Origin of the sequence: Streptomyces sp. NPDC058751 (assembly GCF_042746485.1) — a bacterium.
Classification (GTDB): Bacteria; Actinomycetota; Actinomycetes; order Streptomycetales; family Streptomycetaceae; genus Streptomyces.
On the sequence record NZ_JBHYPZ010000007.1, the window covers coordinates 23867 to 40096 of the forward strand.

Annotated in this window: 16 protein-coding genes; 12 read left to right on the forward strand and 4 right to left on the reverse strand. The window is 71.2% G+C overall.

What is annotated here, in order from left to right; genetic code table 11:
- The first annotated feature begins 15 nt into the window (after positions 1-15).
- Complete coding sequence (locus tag ACFW6B_RS09010; RefSeq protein WP_386593595.1) at positions 16-672, forward strand: pyridoxal 5'-phosphate synthase; 657 nt, start codon at positions 16-18, stop codon at positions 670-672.
- A gap of 78 nt (positions 673-750) precedes the next feature.
- Positions 751-1401, forward strand: a complete 651-nt coding sequence (locus ACFW6B_RS09015; protein ID WP_386593597.1) for a GNAT family N-acetyltransferase — start codon at positions 751-753, stop codon at positions 1399-1401.
- Here ACFW6B_RS09015 and ACFW6B_RS09020 read toward each other — a convergent pair.
- Together ACFW6B_RS09020 and ACFW6B_RS09025 are read right to left on the reverse strand one after the other, a co-directional pair.
- Positions 1384-1761, reverse strand: a complete 378-nt coding sequence (locus ACFW6B_RS09020; protein ID WP_386593599.1) for a Zn-ribbon domain-containing OB-fold protein — start codon at positions 1759-1761, stop codon at positions 1384-1386. The two genes, ACFW6B_RS09015 and ACFW6B_RS09020, sit on opposite strands and share 18 nt — an antisense overlap.
- Before the next feature lie 53 nt (positions 1762-1814).
- The gene (locus tag ACFW6B_RS09025) at positions 1815-2267 is read right to left on the reverse strand and encodes a DoxX family protein (RefSeq protein ID WP_386593601.1); all 453 of its coding nucleotides are present in this window, start codon (positions 2265-2267) and stop codon (positions 1815-1817) included.
- A gap of 329 nt (positions 2268-2596) precedes the next feature.
- On the opposite strand from ACFW6B_RS09025, the gene ACFW6B_RS09030 reads away from it, so the two are divergent.
- The 3 genes from ACFW6B_RS09030 (at position 2597) to ACFW6B_RS09040 (ending at position 7524) form a co-directional block, all read left to right on the forward strand.
- On the forward strand, positions 2597-3796 hold the full coding sequence (locus ACFW6B_RS09030; RefSeq protein WP_386593603.1) for a flavin-containing monooxygenase: 1200 nt from the start codon (positions 2597-2599) through the stop codon (positions 3794-3796).
- 567 nt (positions 3797-4363) lie between these two features.
- A complete protein-coding gene (locus ACFW6B_RS09035) occupies positions 4364-6589 on the forward strand; it encodes an acetate--CoA ligase family protein (protein WP_386593605.1) in 2226 nt (741 codons plus the stop codon).
- 50 nt (positions 6590-6639) lie between these two features.
- Entirely contained in the window at positions 6640-7524 is an 885-nt protein-coding gene (locus tag ACFW6B_RS09040; RefSeq protein WP_386593607.1) for an enoyl-CoA hydratase/isomerase family protein, read from the forward strand.
- Positions 7525-7738: 214 nt separating this feature from the next.
- Here ACFW6B_RS09040 and ACFW6B_RS09045 read toward each other — a convergent pair whose 3' ends face one another.
- Positions 7739-8707 carry a hypothetical protein gene (locus ACFW6B_RS09045; protein WP_386593608.1) on the reverse strand — a complete coding sequence of 323 codons (969 nt, stop codon included), beginning with the start codon at positions 8705-8707 and terminating at the stop codon, positions 7739-7741.
- Positions 8708-8811: 104 nt separating this feature from the next.
- Here ACFW6B_RS09045 and ACFW6B_RS09050 point away from each other — a divergent pair, with 104 nt between their 5' ends.
- The gene (locus ACFW6B_RS09050; RefSeq protein WP_386593610.1) at positions 8812-9456 is read left to right on the forward strand and encodes a flavin reductase family protein; all 645 of its coding nucleotides are present in this window, start codon (positions 8812-8814) and stop codon (positions 9454-9456) included.
- On the opposite strand, the gene ACFW6B_RS09055 is transcribed toward ACFW6B_RS09050, so the two are convergent.
- The gene (locus tag ACFW6B_RS09055; RefSeq protein WP_386593613.1) at positions 9439-10776 is read right to left on the reverse strand and encodes an MFS transporter; all 1338 of its coding nucleotides are present in this window, start codon (positions 10774-10776) and stop codon (positions 9439-9441) included. The genes ACFW6B_RS09050 and ACFW6B_RS09055 overlap by 18 nt on opposite strands.
- Before the next feature lie 71 nt (positions 10777-10847).
- Here ACFW6B_RS09055 and ACFW6B_RS09060 point away from each other — a divergent pair, with 71 nt between their 5' ends.
- The 6 genes from ACFW6B_RS09060 (at position 10848) to ACFW6B_RS09085 (ending at position 16206) form a co-directional block, all read left to right on the forward strand.
- Positions 10848-11849 (forward strand): GlxA family transcriptional regulator, encoded by a 1002-nt coding sequence (locus ACFW6B_RS09060; RefSeq protein WP_386593615.1) that lies wholly within the window; start codon positions 10848-10850, stop codon positions 11847-11849.
- 585 nt (positions 11850-12434) lie between these two features.
- Positions 12435-13475: a hypothetical protein gene (locus ACFW6B_RS09065; RefSeq protein ID WP_386593907.1), complete on the forward strand. Its 1041-nt coding sequence runs from the start codon at positions 12435-12437 to the stop codon at positions 13473-13475.
- Between the two features lie 40 nt (positions 13476-13515).
- The gene (locus tag ACFW6B_RS09070) at positions 13516-13815 is read left to right on the forward strand and encodes a hypothetical protein (RefSeq protein WP_386593617.1); all 300 of its coding nucleotides are present in this window, start codon (positions 13516-13518) and stop codon (positions 13813-13815) included.
- Positions 13812-15158 (forward strand): hypothetical protein, encoded by a 1347-nt coding sequence (locus tag ACFW6B_RS09075; RefSeq protein WP_386593620.1) that lies wholly within the window; start codon positions 13812-13814, stop codon positions 15156-15158. The genes ACFW6B_RS09070 and ACFW6B_RS09075 overlap by 4 nt, the downstream gene beginning before the upstream one ends.
- Before the next feature lie 15 nt (positions 15159-15173).
- Complete coding sequence (locus tag ACFW6B_RS09080) at positions 15174-15587, forward strand: hypothetical protein (RefSeq protein ID WP_386593622.1); 414 nt, start codon at positions 15174-15176, stop codon at positions 15585-15587.
- Entirely contained in the window at positions 15574-16206 is a 633-nt protein-coding gene (locus ACFW6B_RS09085; RefSeq protein WP_386593623.1) for a hypothetical protein, read from the forward strand. Before ACFW6B_RS09080 ends, ACFW6B_RS09085 begins: the two co-directional genes overlap by 14 nt.
- Positions 16207-16230 lie beyond the last annotated feature (24 nt).

The window sequence follows — 16230 nt, forward strand, 5'->3', positions numbered from 1 at the left end:
GGGGATACTCGGAGCATGGAACCGGATCTTCATGAGCTGCTGAGGTCGCTGCGGGTGTGGGACACGGAGCTGCCCGGCTTCGCGCCCAAGGACGCTCCGGCGGACCCGCTGGCCCTGTTCACCCGGTGGTTCGCGGAAGCGGTGGCGGCCGGCCAGGCCGAGCCGCACACGATGACGCTCGCGACGGCCGGCGAGGACGGACTGCCCGACGCCCGGACGGTGATGCTGCACGGCGCGGACGACGACGGCTGGGCGTTCGCCTCGCACGTGACGAGCCGCAAGGGACGCCAGCTCGCCGCGCGGCCGTACGCGGCCCTCCACTTCTACTGGCCCGCCCAGGGACGCCAGATCCGGCTCCGCGGCCCGGTCACGGCCGCGTCGCCCGAGGAGAGCCTGGCGGACCTGCACGCCCGCTCCACGGGCGCGCTGGCCGCCGCCCTCGTGGGCCGGCAGAGCGAGGCCCTCCCCTCGCGGGACGAGCTGGACCGGGCCTCGGACGCGGCCTGGGAGCGGGCCGGGAGCGCCCCGGACTCCCCCGCCCCCACCTGGACGCTCTACCGCCTCCGTCCGCAGGAGGCCGAGTTCTTCCAGGGCGACGCCCGCCGGCGCCACACCAGGCTCGTCTACCGCCGCACGGAGACCGGCTGGGACACCGGACTGCTGTGGCCCTGAGCGGTCCGGCCCCGGAGCCCTGCCGCCGGATTTCCTCGACGGAGTGACGCGTGGGCCCGGAGGGGCTTGAATGACGGGATGGCCGAAGCCCATGTGCGGTTCTCCGTCCAGCCCGCCCCCGAGCTGACGGGCCTCGGTCTGCGGCTCCGCCCCTGGGACCCGGAGTCCGACGCCGACGTGTCGGCGTACCTGCGCGGGCTGGTCGATCCCGAGTTCCAGCGCTGGAACACCCCGGTCAGGTTCGTCCGGGACATCGACACCGCCCGTGAGGCCCTGCGGACCCGTGTCGCGTCGGCGGCCGACGGCACCCAGGTCTCCTTCTGCGTCACCGACGCCGGGACCGGCGAGACGCTGGGCCACATCGGCGTCAACGAGATCGACCACGTCATGAGCTGCGCCCGCGTCGGCTACTGGGTCCTCCCGGAGGCCCGCGGCAACCAGGTCGCCACCCGCGCCCTGACCCTGGCGGCCCGCTACGGCTTCACCGGCCTCGCCCTGCACCGCCTCGACCTGGGGCACGCCGTGGGCCACGAGGTGTCCTGCCGGGTCGCCGAGCGCTGCGGATTCCGGCACGAGGGGACCCTGCGCGGCGCGATGTTCGAGGCCGGCCGCCACGACGCGTTCCGCGACGTGCACCTGCACGGACGCCTGGCGACGGACCCCGAGCCCGCACCCGCACCCGCACCCGCACCCGCACCCGCACGGAAACCGTCACCCCCCGGCACGTGAGACGGGCCGGAACACGGGGATCCCCGCCCGGAAGGCCACCTCCAGTTCCATCCCGATCCGCAGCGCCGCCTCCTCGCACCCGACCACCTCGGTCATCATCCGGGGGCCCTCCGCCAGGTCGACGACGGCGGCGGTGTAGGGCACGCGCCCGCCGAACGGCGGCAGGTCGTTGCGGTGGACGACGGACCAGGTGTAGAGCGTGGCGCGTCCGCTCGCGGGGAGCCAACTCCCCTCCTCGCTCCAGCAGTACGGGCAGAACTCCCGGGGGTAGTGGTGGACGCGGTCGCAGGCCGCGCAGTGCCGGACCAGCAGCCGCCCCCCGGCCGCCGCGTCCCAGTAGGGCCGGGTGAAGGCGTCCACGTCGGGAACGTCGAACCCGCCCCCGGAGCCCCCCGGCCCCCGCGCGGCCCCGCTCACCGGAAGAGTCCCAGGGCGTCGTCCAGGGACCACGTCTGCCAGGACATCGCGAACAGGGCGACGGCCGAGACCAGCGCCATCATCGCGTTCTGTCCCTGTTCCGCCCAGTCGTGGATCATGAGGGTGAAGTAGAGGACGTTGAGGAGCAGCCCCGCGACCAGCGCGACGGGAGTCAGCAGTCCGGCCACCAGCCCGAGACCGAGTGCCAGCTCCGCGTACACGACGACGTACGCCATCACCTTGGGCCGCGGAGCGACGATCGTGTCGAACCCCGACCGCACGGCGTTCCACCGGTGCCTGGCGGCGACGTCCGCCGCCCACGCGATACCGGTCCCCCGCTCGAACCAGCCCTTCTTGTCCTTGTGCCGCCAGCTCTCCAGCCACCACAGCCCGAGCCCGACGCGGAGCACTGCCAGCCACTCCGCCCCGTCGAGCCAGATCGCGTCCATGCCCGAACCTCCCGCAGAGCCAACATATCTGACGGTACGTCAGTTTCAACCGCCCCGGACGCCGCGCGCAAGGGGCGGACACTTGCCGACAGAGAGCGGCCCGGCACCCCTCTCCCCCCAGGGGCGCGCGAAGCCGCTCCCACGCTCCCGCAAACGACGTACGCCCCACCCGTCCACCTGCGGCAATGGGAACTTTTCGCACACACCCGCCCCATCGAGGTGACCTACGCCACCGGGCCCACCCGCCCCTCCCGCAGTCGTGACCACTTCGCAACCGATTCCGGTCTTGACCGAGACCTATCAAGCCAACCCATGATTACGCTCGCGCTATGGCCGACTCGACTGCTTCCACGACCTCCCGCACGGTGCCCTCTCACGAGGACCGCCCCGTGTACGTGATCGGAGGCGGCCCCGGGGGGCTCGCGGCGGCGTACGCACTGCGCGCCCGGGGCGTACGGGCCGTCGTGCTGGAGAGGTCGGACCAGGTCGGCGCGTCCTGGCGGAACCACTACGACCGGCTGCACCTGCACACCACCCGTCGGCTGTCCTCGCTGCCCGGCCTGTCGATGCCGCGCTCGTTCGGCCGCTGGGTGTCACGTGACAACGTGGTGCGCTACCTGGAGAAGTACGCCGAGCACCACGCCCTGGAGATCGTCACGGGCGTCGAGGTCTCGCGTATCGAGCCCGCCCCGGACGGCGACGGCTGGCTGCTGCACGCCACCGGCGGACGCGAGCTGACCGGCAGCGCGGTGGTCGTCGCGACCGGCTACAACCACACCCCGCGCATCCCCGACTGGACCGGCCGCGACGCCTACACCGGCGAGCTCCTGCACGCCGGCGAGTACCGCAACCCCGCCCCCTACGCCGGCCGTGACGTCCTCGTCGTCGGCATCGGCAACACCGGCGCCGAGATCGCCGCCGACCTGGCCGAGGGCGGCGCCTCGCGCGTGCGGCTGTCCGTCCGCACCGCGCCGCACATCCTGCGCCGCTCCACGGCGGGCTGGGCCGCGCAGTACACGGGCATAGCCGTACGACGGCTGCCGGTGCGCCTCGTGGACGCCCTGGCCGGGCCGGTGGGGAGGCTGAGCGTCCCCGACCTGTCGGCGCAGGGCCTGCCCCGCCCCTCCGCCGGGCTCTACTCCCGCGTCAACGAGGGCTCCATCCCCGTCCAGGACGTCGGCATCGTCGACGCCGTCCGCAAGGGGAAGGTCGAGGTCGTGGCCGCGGTGGAGGGGTTCGAGGAGGGCAAGGCCGTCCTCGCCGACGGGAGCCGGATCGACCCCGACGTGGTGATCGCCGCGACCGGGTACACGCGTGCTCTGGAGGGCATGGTCGGGCACCTCGGCGTGCTCGACGGGCGCGGGCACCCGGTCGTCCACGGCGGGCACGCCCCGAAGGACGCGCCCGGCCTGTACTTCACCGGCTTCACCAACCCCATCAGCGGCATGTTCCGCGAACTCGCCCTGGACGCCGAGAAGATCGCGAAGGCGGTAGCCCGCCACACGTCCAGGTCCGGGACCACCGGCTGACGCACGAGCACCCCTGCCTGCCCCGCCGATCACGCCCAGGCCCAAGCAGGTTTTCGCCCCCTCCGCCCCTGCCCTTCCCACCCCTGGGGCTCCGCCCCGGACCCCGCTCCTCAAACGCCGGAGGGGCTGGATTTCCCCGACCGGGGCTGGATTTTCCCGGCCGGGACTGAAACTTCCTCCGGCCGGGGCTGAGGCCTTCCCCGGCCGTGGCCGAAAAATCACGCCCGCAAGGGGCTGCGCCCAAGCCGTCACGCACCCGCGGCGGACGAGCGGACCCACGACTCATCCGCACCCGGCGACGCGCGGGAGGGGCCGTGCCGGTACATCGATGCCCGTCGCCACCGACGCCCACACCTCACCCGACGGCGACGGGCTGATGCACCGGCACGGCCCCGACCCACCCACCGGACCCGGACCGGACCCGCACCCGCGTTCCCCCGCACCCCCCACGGGGTACCCAACAGAAGCCCACCCCTGCACGACAGTTCCTGACGCGGCGTCAGTTAAGTAATCTGACAGTGCGTCAGTTAGTCAACCATTGGCTGTCACACAGGAGCGGGCGGACCGATGCTTGGATCAACCCACGGCACCCTCACCACCGACTCCCGCCGGGCCCGGGTCATCGCCTGCGGCGAGCAGCCCTCACCGGTCGTGCACGGACGCCCGGCCGACGTGGACGACCTGGACGTCAGCGGCCGCCCCCTGTACGCCGCCGTCCCCGACCTGGACCGCTTCTTCCGCCCCGAGTCCGTGGCCGTCATCGGCGCCTCGGACGCCGAGGGTCGGCCGAACACCGGTATCACCCGCCAGCTCATCGCCTGGGCCGAACGGGTCGGCGCCCGACTCCACCCCGTGCACCCCACCCGCGCCACGGTCTTCGGCCTCCCCTGTCTCCCTTCCGTGGCGGACCTTCCGGACCAGGTGGACCTCGCGGTGCTCCTCGTCGCCGACCCCCTCCCCCTGATCGGGGAACTCGCCGAGGCCAAGGTGAGGTTCGCGGTCGCCTTCGCGTCCGGATTCGCCGAGACCGGGCCCGAGGGCGCCGCCGCGCAGGCCCGCCTCGCCGACGCCGTACGCGGCACCGGAGTACGCCTGCTCGGCCCCAACACCAACCTCAACGCGTTCGAGAACTTCCGCGACGACCTCGAAGGACCCGCGATCGCCCTCATCACCCAGTCCGGCCACCAGGGCCGGCCGGTGTTCGCGATGCAGCAGCTCGGGGTCCGCCTGTCCCACTGGGCGCCCACCGGCAACGAGGCCGACCTGGAGACGGCGGACTTCATCTCCTACTTCTCCGAGCGGCCCGAGGTCGGCGCCATCGCCTGCTACGTCGAGGGACTCAAGGACGGCCGCTCCTTCCTCCTCGCCGCCGACCGCGCCGCCCGTCGCAAGGTGCCCGTGGTCGCGGTGAAGGTCGGCCGCACCGAGACCGGCGCCCGCACCGCCGCCTCGCACACCGGCAAGCTGACCGGAGCCGACACCGTGGTGGACGCGGCGATGCGGCAGTACGGCGTGATCCGCGTCGACGGGCTCGACGAACTCCAGGACACCGCCGCCCTGTTGGCGCGAGCCCGCGCCCCCCTGGCCGACGGGGTCGTCGTCTATTCGATCTCGGGCGGCACGGGCGCGCACTTCGCGGACCTGGCGACCGGGGCCGGCCTCGACCTGCCGGTCCTCTCGGAGGCCAAACAGGCCGAACTGCACACCTGGATACCGGAGTACCTGAACGTCGCGAACCCGGTCGACAACGGCGGGCACCCGGTCGGCGACCGGCGCGGCCGGAAGATCATCGACGCGATCCTCGCCGACCCCGCCGTCGGCGTGCTGATCTGCCCGATCACCGGGCCCTTCCCGCCCATGAGCGACAAGCTGGCGCAGGACCTCGTGGACGCGGCGGAGCAGACGGACAAGCTGGTGTGCGTGGTGTGGGGGTCGCCGGTCGGCACGGAGGCGGCCTACCGCGAGACGCTGCTCGGGTCGTCCCGGGTCGCCACCTTCCGTACGTTCGCCAACTGCATCACCGCCGTCCGCGCGTACCTCGACCACGCGCGGTTCACCGCCGCCTACCGCTCGCCCTTCGACGAGGCCCCGCGCACCCCGTCGCCCTCCTTCCGCAAGGCACAGGCCCTGATGCGCCCGGGCCAGCAGCTGAGCGAGCACGGGGCCAAGCAGCTGTTGCGGGCATACGGGATCCGCGTGCCGCGCGAGCAGTTGGTGACCAGCGCGGCGGCGGCCGTGCGCGCGGCGAGCCAGGTCGGCTACCCGGTGGTCATGAAGGCCTCCGGCGCGCAGATCGCCCACAAGACGGAACTCGGCCTGGTCAAGATCGGGCTGACCTCCGCCAGCCAGGTCCGCGACGCCTACCGCGAGCTGACCGACATCGCCCGCTACGAGGGCATCTCGCTCGACGGGGTCCTCGTCTGCCAGATGGTCGAGCGGGGCGTCGAGATGGTCGTCGGCGTCACGCACGACCAGCTCTTCGGGCCGACCGTGGCCGTCGGCCTCGGCGGGGTCCTCGTCGAGGTGCTGCGGGACACCGCCGTACGCGTGCCGCCGTTCGGTGACGACCAGGCGCGGGCCATGCTGTCCGAACTCCGCGGACGGGCACTGCTCGACGGGGTGCGCGGGGGCCCGCCGGTGGACGTGGACGCGCTGGTCGAGGTCGTGATCCGGGTCCAGCGGATGGCGCTCGAACTCGGGGACCAGATCGCGGAGCTGGACATCAACCCGCTGATGGTGCTGCCCCGCGGACAGGGAGCCGTGGCCCTGGACGCGCTGGTGATGTGCCGCTGAACCGAGGCGGCCCCACCCCGTACCCACCCCCGTACGAATCGGAGCACCCCATGACCGACGGCTCCCCCCACACGCCCCACGAACGACCCGCACCACCGGAAAAGCCCCACGCATCCCACGAACGACCCGCACCACCGGAAAAGCCCCTCACCTCATCGATACGCCACACCACCGACAACGCCGTCTCGTGGATCACCCTCGACCGGCCCGAGGCGATGAACGCGCTCACCCCGGACCAGCGGGAGCGCGTGATCGAGCTGCTCGCGGCGGCGTCCGCCGACCCCGGCGTGCGGGCCGTGGTCATCACCGCCACCGGCCGCGGGTTCTGCGCCGGAGCGGATCTGCGGGGCGGCCCGCCGGCCGGGGAGCGGGTGCCGGGCGACGTCGCCCGCACCATCCGGCTGGGCGCGCAGCGCCTGATCGCCGCCGTCCTCGACTGCGAGAAGCCGGTGATCGCCGCGGTCAACGGCACGGCGGCCGGGATCGGCGCACACCTCGCCTTCGCGTGCGACCTCGTCCTCGCGGCCGAACCGGCGCGGTTCATCGAGGTGTTCGTGCGGCGCGGCCTCGTACCGGACGGCGGCGGCGCCCATCTGCTGCCCCGCCTCGTCGGCCCGCAGCGGGCCAAGGAGCTGATGTTCTTCGGCGACGCGCTGAGCGCGGCGGACGCCGAGCGGATCGGGCTGGTCAACAGGGTCGTACCCGCCGATGAGCTGGAAAAGACAGCACGCGCCTGGGCCGAGCGGCTGGCCGCCGGCCCCACCCGCGCGCTCGCCCTCACCAAGCAGCTGGTCAACGCGTCCCTGGACACCGACCGCGCCACCGCCTTCGCCGCGGAGGCGGCGGCACAGGAGATCAACATGACGACGACGGACGCCGTGGAGGGCGTGACGAGCTTCGTGGAACGCCGCACCCCCCACTTCAAGGGCCACTGACCATCCACACCCGACGCACCCGACGCACCCGACGCACCCGACGCACCCGGGCCACCGATCACCCGCACCCGGCGACGCACGGGAGGGGCCGTGCCGGTACATCGATGCCCGTCGCCACTAACGCCCACCTCTTGTCCGACGGCGACGGGCTGATGCACCGGCACGGCCCCGACCCCCCACCGCCCGGACCCGGACGCGGACGCGGCGCCCGCCCTCACCCCCGCCGCAGTACGCGGAGATCCCCCGCGTCGGGGTCCCCGAAGAGGACGAAGAGTTCCGGACGGGCTTCGGTGCCGCCGATGGTCCAGTACGTGTCGTGCCCGCAGTCGCCGACGCGGACGACCACGCCGTCCCGCCGCTCGGAGACGGGCCCGTCGGCGTAGGGGTCGTAGCGGCCGGCGGTGTCGAGGAACCACGTTCCGGCGCCGTCGCAGCGCGTGAACTCCTTGGTGGTCACGTCCTGGAACTCGGGCTGGGCGGGCACGCCCGAGAGCCGGGCGCTGCCGCCGGGGCGCAGCCGCAGCACGGCCCCGTGATCGCCGCGCCAGACACCGGTGAGCCGGTCGGCGCCGAGCTTCGGGGGCTCGTACTCCCGGACGATCCCCGTGGCCAGACCCACCGTGCCCGCCGCCACGGCCAGCACGCAGCCCCCCAGCGCCACGAGCGCCGAGCGGAACCAGACGCGCCCGCGTTCCGGCGGCTGCCCGCCGGCCCGTTCGCGCCGCCGCCACCAGACGGCACCGAGCACGGGCGGGACGCCGGACAGGACGAGCGACAGGGCCCCGGCGCCACCGGGTCCGAGACCAAGAAGAAGGACCGCGAGCAAGGTCCAGAAAGCGCCGAGCAACAGGACGAAGCCCAGGTGCCAGGCACCCTCGGGGCCGGGCGCGCGCCGGCGTGCGAGCCGGGCGAGCGTGGCCGCCGGCATCGTGCACGTCACCGCGTGCAGCAGGCCCAGGGCGGCGAGCAGGAAAGGCCCGAAGACCAGCGTGCACAGCAGCCCGACGGCGGCCGGCCCGCCGCCGAGCCCCGCGCCGTGGTCGTCGTCGTCGAACGTCCCGACCCACCGGACCACGACGGCGACCGCGAGCTGCGCCGCGCAGATCGCGGCGGCGAGGTTCACCTCCGCCCCGGTCCATGCCGGCCGGGGCCGCGTGGGCCTCCCGGAGTTCGCCGACCTCATGGGGCGAAAGATACGCGGCTTCGCCCCGCCCCTCACACCACCGTGCTCCGAGTCGCCCACACCCCTTCCTATCTGACAGACCGTCAGCTTCAATGAAAGGCGTGATGGGACACGCAGGGATGGCCGCCGCCGCCGTCCGTTACCTCAGGTCGTCCGGGGCCCCCACCGTCGCGGGGCCCGTGGAGGCGTTGCCGCGCCCGGATCTGCGCGCGGTCGGCGAGGACGAGCGTGCGCCGGTCGATCCGGCCCGGTTCCGTCACGTTCTTGGCCACTTCGCGACCGGCGTGACCGTCGTGACGGCACCGGCCGCGCGCGAGGGGGATCCGGCGGGCCCGGCCGGCTTCGCCTGCCAGTCGTTCGCCTCGCTCTCCCTGGATCCTCCGCTGGTCTGCTTCATGGTCGGCCGTACGTCCACGACATGGCCGCGCATAGCCCGTGCCGGCGTCTTCTGCGTCAACGTGCTCGGCGCGCACCAGGGCGACCTGTGCCGCGGCTTCGCGGTGAGCGGCGGGGACAAGTTCGCCGGGGTGGTCCACGACGCCGCCCCGGTGTCCGGCTCCCCCCGGCTCGCGGGCGCCGCGGCCTGGATCGACTGCACGGTCCACGCGGTGCACACGGGCGGGGACCACCTCATCGTGGTGGGCCGGGTGGACGCCCTCGGCGCGGGCGACGACGGCGAGGACGTGCCGCCGCTGCTCTTCCACCGGGGCCGGTTCCTCGCCCGAGGCCCCTCACGCGGGAGCCGGTGACACCGCCGGGGCCGCCGGGACGGCCGGACGGCGACGGCGGATGACGAGGGCCATCAGCGCGGCCGCGGCGCACAGCGCGCCCGAGGCGTACCAGACCACGTCGTACGAGTGGAAGTGGTCGCGGGCGACGCCGCCGAGGAAGGCGACGAGGGCGGCGCCGACCTGGTGGGAGGCGAGGACCCAGCCGAAGACGATGGCGCTGTCCTCGCCGTACTGCTCACGGCACAGGGCCAGGGTGGGCGGGACGGTGGCGACCCAGTCGAGGCCGTAGAAGACGATGAAGAAGACCATCGGCGGATGCACGCTCGGCGCCAGCAGCATCGGCAGGAAGAGCAGCGAGATCCCACGCAGGGCGTAGTACACCGCCAGCAGCCGGCGCGGCTCGAAGCGGTCGGTGAACCAGCCCGAGGCGACCGTGCCGATGACGTCGAAGACGCCGATGACCGCGAGGAGCGAGGCGGCCGCGGGAACGGGCATGCCGTGGTCGTGGGCGGCGGGCACGAAGTGGGTCTGGACCAGGCCGTTCGTCGAGGCGCCGCAGATGGCGAACGTCCCGGCCAGCAGCCAGAACGGGCCCGTGCGCATCGCGGAGAACAGCACGGTCACCGCGCGCCGGGCGGCGCCCCGCACCGGTTCGGGCTTCGGCACGAACTCCGCCGCCCCGTACGGCGCCTGGCCCACGTCGGCCGGGTGGTCGTGCAGCAGCAGCCAGACGAAGGGGACGACCGCGAGGGCGGCGAGGGACACGGTCACCGCGGCCGGACGCCAGTCCCGCTGCTCCGTGATGATCCAGGCCAGCAACGGCAGGAAGATGAGCTGGCCGGAGGCCGAGGCCGCGGTCAGGATGCCCGTCACCAGCCCCTTGCGCTCGGTGAACCAGCGGTTGGTGACCGTCGCCGCGAAGGCGAGCGCCATCGAGCCGGAACCCAGACCCACCAGCAGGCCCCAGCAGAGCATCAGCTGCCAGGCCGCCGTCATCCACACGGTCACCCCGGAGCCGACCGCGATCACGGTCAGGGCGACCGCCACCACGCGGCGGATGCCGAAGCGGTCCATGAGCGCCGCCGCGAACGGCGCCGTCAGTCCGTAGAGCGCGAGGTTGAGGGAGACGGCCGCGCCGATCGTGCCGCGCGACCAGTGGAACTCCTCGTGGAGGGGGTCGATCAGCAGTCCGGGCAGCGACCGGAAGGCGGCCGCGCCGATGATCGTCACGAAGGTGACGGCGGCGACGAACCAGGCGCGGTGGATGCGGTGGGAGGGGGCGGGGCGGACGGGCCGGGCGTCCTCCGGGACCTGCGCGGCTTCGGTTGTCTGGGTCACGACATAGAGCTTCGGGGAACGTGCACCGGTGAACCACTGGCCCGGAGGACAGCATTCGCTAGGATCGGGCCATGGCCACTTCCGGCACGCCTTCCCCGCACCGCGTCGTCGTCCTCGCGCTCGACGGCCTGCTCCCCTTCGAGCTGGGCATCCCGCAGCGCATCTTCGGCAAGGCCCGGGACGCCGAGGGACGCCCGGTGTACGAGGTGGTCACCTGCTCGGTCCGGCCGCCGGGCCCCGTCGGGACGGACGCGGACTTCTCGGTCCTGGTCCCCAACGGTCCGGAAGCGCTCGCCACCGCCGACACCGTGGTCGTCCCGGCCTCGTACGAACTCGGACCCGTTTACCAGGAGGGCGTCCTGACCCCGGAACTGGCGGCCGCGCTCGCGCACGTCCGCCCCGGCACCCGTCTCGTCTCCATCTGCACCGGCAGCTACGTCCTGGCCGCCGCCGGGTACCTCGACGGCCGCCCCGCCACCACGCACTGGATGCACGCGGAGCACTTCCAGCGGCTCTTCCCGCGGATCGACGTCGACGCGGACGTGCTCTTCGTCGACGACGGGGACGTCCTCACCTCGGCCGGGGTCGCGGCCGGGATCGACCTGTGCCTGCACCTCGTACGCCGTGACCACGGCGCCGCCGTCGCCAACGAGGTGGCCCGCCGGACCGTCGTACCGCCGCACCGCGACGGCGGCCAGGCGCAGTACATCCGGCGCCCGGTCCCGGAGGCGGGCTCCTCGACCACGACCGCCGCCCGCGCCTGGGCGCTCGGCCGCCTCCACGAGCCGATCCAGCTCCGTGACATGGCCGAGCAGGAGTCCATGTCGGTGCGCACCTTCACCCGGCGCTTCCGCGAGGAGGTCGGGGTCAGCCCCGGCCAGTGGCTCACGCAGCAGCGCGTGGAGCACGCCCGCCATCTCCTGGAGTCCAGCGACCTGTCCGTCGACCACGTGGCCCGCGACGCCGGCTTCGGCACGGCCCAGTCGATGCGCCAGCACCTCCAGACGGCACTCGGCGTCACCCCGACCACCTACCGACGCACCTTCAGGTCCGGCACCACGCCCGACCGTTGACCCCCGAACTTCACCGCGCACACGGCCCCGGACACACGCGACACGCGTCGTCCGGGGCCGTGGCACACCCGACAACGGTCGAATCGCAAGCACGACCGGATTGCCGCGATTCTCGCCCCCCGTCCATCCTCAGAGGGAAGTTCACTGTGGCGAACCAGAGGGCCCACCGATAGCGTCATCGCTCTTGACGGAACTCATGTCCCACGGGGAGCTCACTGTGAAGCGCCGCCTTTTGCCCGTCGCCGCCACGCTCGCCGCGACAGCAGCCCTGTTGTGACGGCCTGCGGCAGCGGGGACGGCAAGTCCAGCGACAACGACAAGACCTCGGGTGCCGATCAAGGTGACCCCGCGCAGCCCACTTCACCGAGCCCGTCTGCTGCGACGGGGGCGGACCGGCCCAAGGTCGAGCTCCCATCTGACGTGAAGGACGTCTACGAGGAGGGGAAGACCGGCAACCAGACCAAGGACGCGGTCCTGGCTGACGCGGCCCGGCGTATCGACGCCACGAACGGTGCCATCCTGCGCGGCGACACTGATGCGCCTGAGCTCACCTTCTACTACAAGGACAAGGCGGGGGGACAAGGCATGTGCCGGATGACGCATCGGCGGAGATTACTGACCTGTGGCACAGTCGCTGCGCTTGCTGTCCTGGCTCTGCCTCACGTTGCCTCTGCATATGGCCCGGGAGGCGGGCAGGGGGCCGTCGAGCCCGATGTCTCGGGCGACGCCGACGGCAAGGGCGTTCTATCGGCCACAGCCGGTGCGGTGGTTTTCGACCGTTCGAAGAACGGAACTGGGCGGTCTGCGGGCCCAGTGACCTCCGCAGGCAACAACTGGGCACCACCTGCCTGCCACTACGCCCCGAAGTACACCCCAACCCAACTCAAGGCGCATCTGGAGCCGATCCGGGAGGCCGGCCCAACGGGACACGAGTGGGACGCCGAGCAACGTGACCGGTACGTCATCGGCAAGCCGTACAAGGACTTCAACAAGGACAAGACCGGCGAGGGTTACTGGTGGGACTCGTACGTCGCACCAGGTCGCGCGGGCAATCCGGACGCGCTCGACTGCACGAAGGACACCTTCTGGGTCGATACGGATGACGACCCGCCCGCCGATATCCCGCAAGCGATCACGCCCCAGGTCCCGGCAGAGCTCGCGTACAACGAGATCCGCACCCCCGGCACCGAGGTGGCCCTGGCACCCGAGGGCACGACCAAGGTGAACCTGCCGACCTGGGCCTGGCTGGACGGCGCCGAGTTCAAGCCGGTCTCGGTCACCGCTTCCGTCCCTCTGCTGAACATCGAGGCGACCGCGGAGCCGATCTCCCTGAAGATCGACCCGAGCACGGAGGACTCGGAGACCTATCCGGCCTCCGGTGTGTGCGAGATCGGCAACGGCAAGATCGGCGAACCCTATGCCGAAGGCAAATCCGAAGAGACTCCGCCCTGCGGCGTGAAGTACCTGCATTCCTCCGGCAACGGCTCCTACCCGCTCACCGCCTCGGTCACCTGGAAGATCTCCTGGACCGGCACCGGCGTCAACGAGGTACAGGACCTCCCGGACGGCGAGTTCGGCGCCGAACAGAGCGTGATCGTCCAGGAAATCCAGACAGTCAACCGGTGATCACAGAACCGCCACACCATACGCACAGGGAGGGGCATCAGTGGCAGACCCGGACCTGACGGTCGACTACGACTTTCTCGCGGACTCCGAGCGAATGCTCGGCCAACTCAAAAGAACCTTCAAGGATATCGAGAACCGTCGCGACGACATGCGCCGGCACTGGGGATCCGGCGCAATAGCTGACGCCATGGGAGATTTCGTCGACAACTGGGACGACTACCGCACAAAGCTCATCGAGGGAATCGAGTCGGTCGGCCAGCAAGTAGCCGGCACCAAGAAGGCGTTCGAGGAACTCGACCACAAGCTGAGCAAGCGCGACGAGAAGAAGCAGAAGAAATGACAGCGTCCAAACGCCGCCCGGTCGATTGGCATCCGCTATGCGATTCCGACCCGGTACCCGGTGACCCGGAGGAGATCCGCGCCGAGGTCCGCCACATGGTGTCGGTTGCCAAGAAGCTCAGGGACCAGGCCAAGAACCTCCAGGCCATCAGCAACGAGGACAAACTCAAGGGCAAGTACGTCAAGAGCCTGCGCGAGGAGTCCTCCACCCTGGAGAAACACATGCGGGAGGTGGCCAGTCGTTACGAGCGCGTTCACGGTCACCTCACCGCTTGGTCGAATGAGTTGGAGGACTTCCAGTCCGACGCCGACAACGTACTGCGCCGGGCCAAGGAGAAGCAGGAAGAGATTGAGGCCGAGAAGGCGAAGGAGTCCGCCTCCGACGACAAGAACAATCCGAATCCGTCCGTCAGCGGAACAGACCATGATCCCCTGCAGGCATACCGGAATCAGCTGAACGCTGTCACCAGCGAGCGCGACACCCGCGCCAACCACCACGCGGGAAAGATCAGGGACGATATCGATGACGTCATCGAGGACTCGTGGTGGGACGACGTCAAGGGCTGGGCCCATGACAATGCGGACCTGATCAAGGCCTTCATCGATGTTCTCGGCTGGGTGGCGACGATGGCAGGCTTCCTGGCGCTGCTCATCCCCGGCCTGAACCTGCTCGTTCTGGGCATCGCGATACTCACAGTCGGGCTCAGGCTCCTCCTGGTGGCATCCGGCGATGCCACCTGGACGGATGTCATCTTCGACGTCGTGGGTGCACTGCTCGTGGTGGGTGGTCTCGGGGCCGCCGCGAAGCTTGCCGGCGGCGCCAAGGCCACCGTGGGCGCCGCTCAGGCCGCCCGGACCGTCGGCCTGAGCAGAGGACTCAACGGCGTCAAGGGCGTCATGGACGACATGGGGAGGTTGATGACCAAACTGCCGGAAGGGCAGGGGCGGCAGGCCATCGGCGGGGCTCGTAACGCCATGCGCAAGTCCATCTCCCAGAACGTCGGCCTGGTGGCCAAGGGTCCGCTGAGGGTCAGCCCGCTGTCGACGTTGGCGCACCTCGGCGACAAGGAGATGGCGGGCATGGCAAAGATGTTGAAAGCGAACAAGGCCGTCTTCCCGGAAGCCGCGGGAGCCGCCGCGGACAAGGCCTACAGGTCCTACCAGGCGGGCCTCGGCGTCGCCTGGACCGGCATGGGGATGGACGTCATGGACAAGTCGCTGGGCAAGAGCGACCTGACAAGCTACACCCACGAAAAGTTCGGGACCGACGAGAAGCCGTACAACGCGCCGTACTCCGACTGGAAGGACAACACCCTCAAGCCTGCCCCCGACACCCACTGGTAGCGAGAAGGAACGATCATGGATCTGTACTCGGCACAACGCATCACCGAGGCGGAAGCGGGCCGCACCGGACTCGGCACCGGTCCCAACCGTCGGCTCCGGCTCACCTTGATCATCGGGATGCCCCTGGTCCTCCTGGTATTCGGAATCATGATCCTGGTGCCGAAGTCCCTGATGGACGACGTCCTTCACGTCTATGAGGCCGGGATCATCGGCTGCCTCCTGCACTACGTCTGGGTCTTCGCGAAGTACCCGCGGCACTCGGGCCGTCCTCCCTACCTCACCCGGGATCTCGCCATGGGCGGTGGTTTCTTCCTGCCCTCGATGTTCCTGGGTTTCTGGCCGGGCATGTTCGCCGCCCCGGCTTGGGCAGTCTTCGTCGGCGTCGCTTATGCAATGGAAGAGAGGCGGGCGCGCCGTGGCCACCGCTGAGCAGCACCGGTCCCCGACCGGCTTCAACCTGGTGCCACCGCCCGGCTGGGACGTGATTCCGCTACGCACCGGTACCCAGGAAGCGATGGACCGCATCGTCCGCAAGGCCGTCGCGCAGCTGCCCGTCGGCTTTCCCAAGGACGACATTCCGCAGGCCCGGCTGAAACTCACCAAAGAGATGAAGAAGGTCGTCCGCCGGGCCCGCGCCAAGGGGGGTATGACCCTCTACCTCCCCACCGAGCGCCTCCACGGCGTCGCGCTGCCCGTCTCGATCGTCGCCTCCGAGCCGATCGGGATTCCGAGGGTCAGGCCCGACAGCGGGCCGGAAGCGGTCCTGCTCGCGCTCGCCTCCGAGACCCCGGGAGCCGAGATGCGGGAACTCGACCACGCGGCAGCCCTGCGCTCGGAACGAGATGTCCCCGCCGACGCCGCAAAGGGCATCGACGCCGCTCACCGCCGGGTCGAATACTTCGTGCCGATCCCGGACAGCACTCCTGACCAGTACTTCACCTTCACCTTCAGCGCCCTGATCGCGCCCGGCTCAGATCCCTCCTTCTACGACACCCTCGTGGAACTGTTCGACGCCGTGATGAACACCTTCCGCTGGAGCTACGCCTGAACACCCCCTGCCCGCGCCCCTGAC

Bases quoted from the DNA above. Each gene is read 5' to 3' on its own strand.
- ACFW6B_RS09010 (WP_386593595.1), top strand. From the start codon at position 16: ATGGAACCGGATCTTCATGAGCTGCTGAGGTCGCTGCGGGTGTGGGAC.
- ACFW6B_RS09015 (WP_386593597.1), top strand. From the start codon at position 751: ATGGCCGAAGCCCATGTGCGGTTCTCCGTCCAGCCCGCCCCCGAGCTG.
- ACFW6B_RS09025 (WP_386593601.1), bottom strand. From the start codon at position 2,267: ATGGACGCGATCTGGCTCGACGGGGCGGAGTGGCTGGCAGTGCTCCGC.
- ACFW6B_RS09030 (WP_386593603.1), top strand. From the start codon at position 2,597: ATGGCCGACTCGACTGCTTCCACGACCTCCCGCACGGTGCCCTCTCAC.
- ACFW6B_RS09035 (WP_386593605.1), top strand. From the start codon at position 4,364: ATGCTTGGATCAACCCACGGCACCCTCACCACCGACTCCCGCCGGGCC.
- ACFW6B_RS09040 (WP_386593607.1), top strand. From the start codon at position 6,640: ATGACCGACGGCTCCCCCCACACGCCCCACGAACGACCCGCACCACCG.
- ACFW6B_RS09045 (WP_386593608.1), bottom strand. From the start codon at position 8,707: ATGAGGTCGGCGAACTCCGGGAGGCCCACGCGGCCCCGGCCGGCATGG.
- ACFW6B_RS09050 (WP_386593610.1), top strand. From the start codon at position 8,812: ATGGGACACGCAGGGATGGCCGCCGCCGCCGTCCGTTACCTCAGGTCG.
- ACFW6B_RS09060 (WP_386593615.1), top strand. From the start codon at position 10,848: ATGGCCACTTCCGGCACGCCTTCCCCGCACCGCGTCGTCGTCCTCGCG.
- ACFW6B_RS09065 (WP_386593907.1), top strand. From the start codon at position 12,435: ATGTGCCGGATGACGCATCGGCGGAGATTACTGACCTGTGGCACAGTC.
- ACFW6B_RS09075 (WP_386593620.1), top strand. From the start codon at position 13,812: ATGACAGCGTCCAAACGCCGCCCGGTCGATTGGCATCCGCTATGCGAT.
- ACFW6B_RS09080 (WP_386593622.1), top strand. From the start codon at position 15,174: ATGGATCTGTACTCGGCACAACGCATCACCGAGGCGGAAGCGGGCCGC.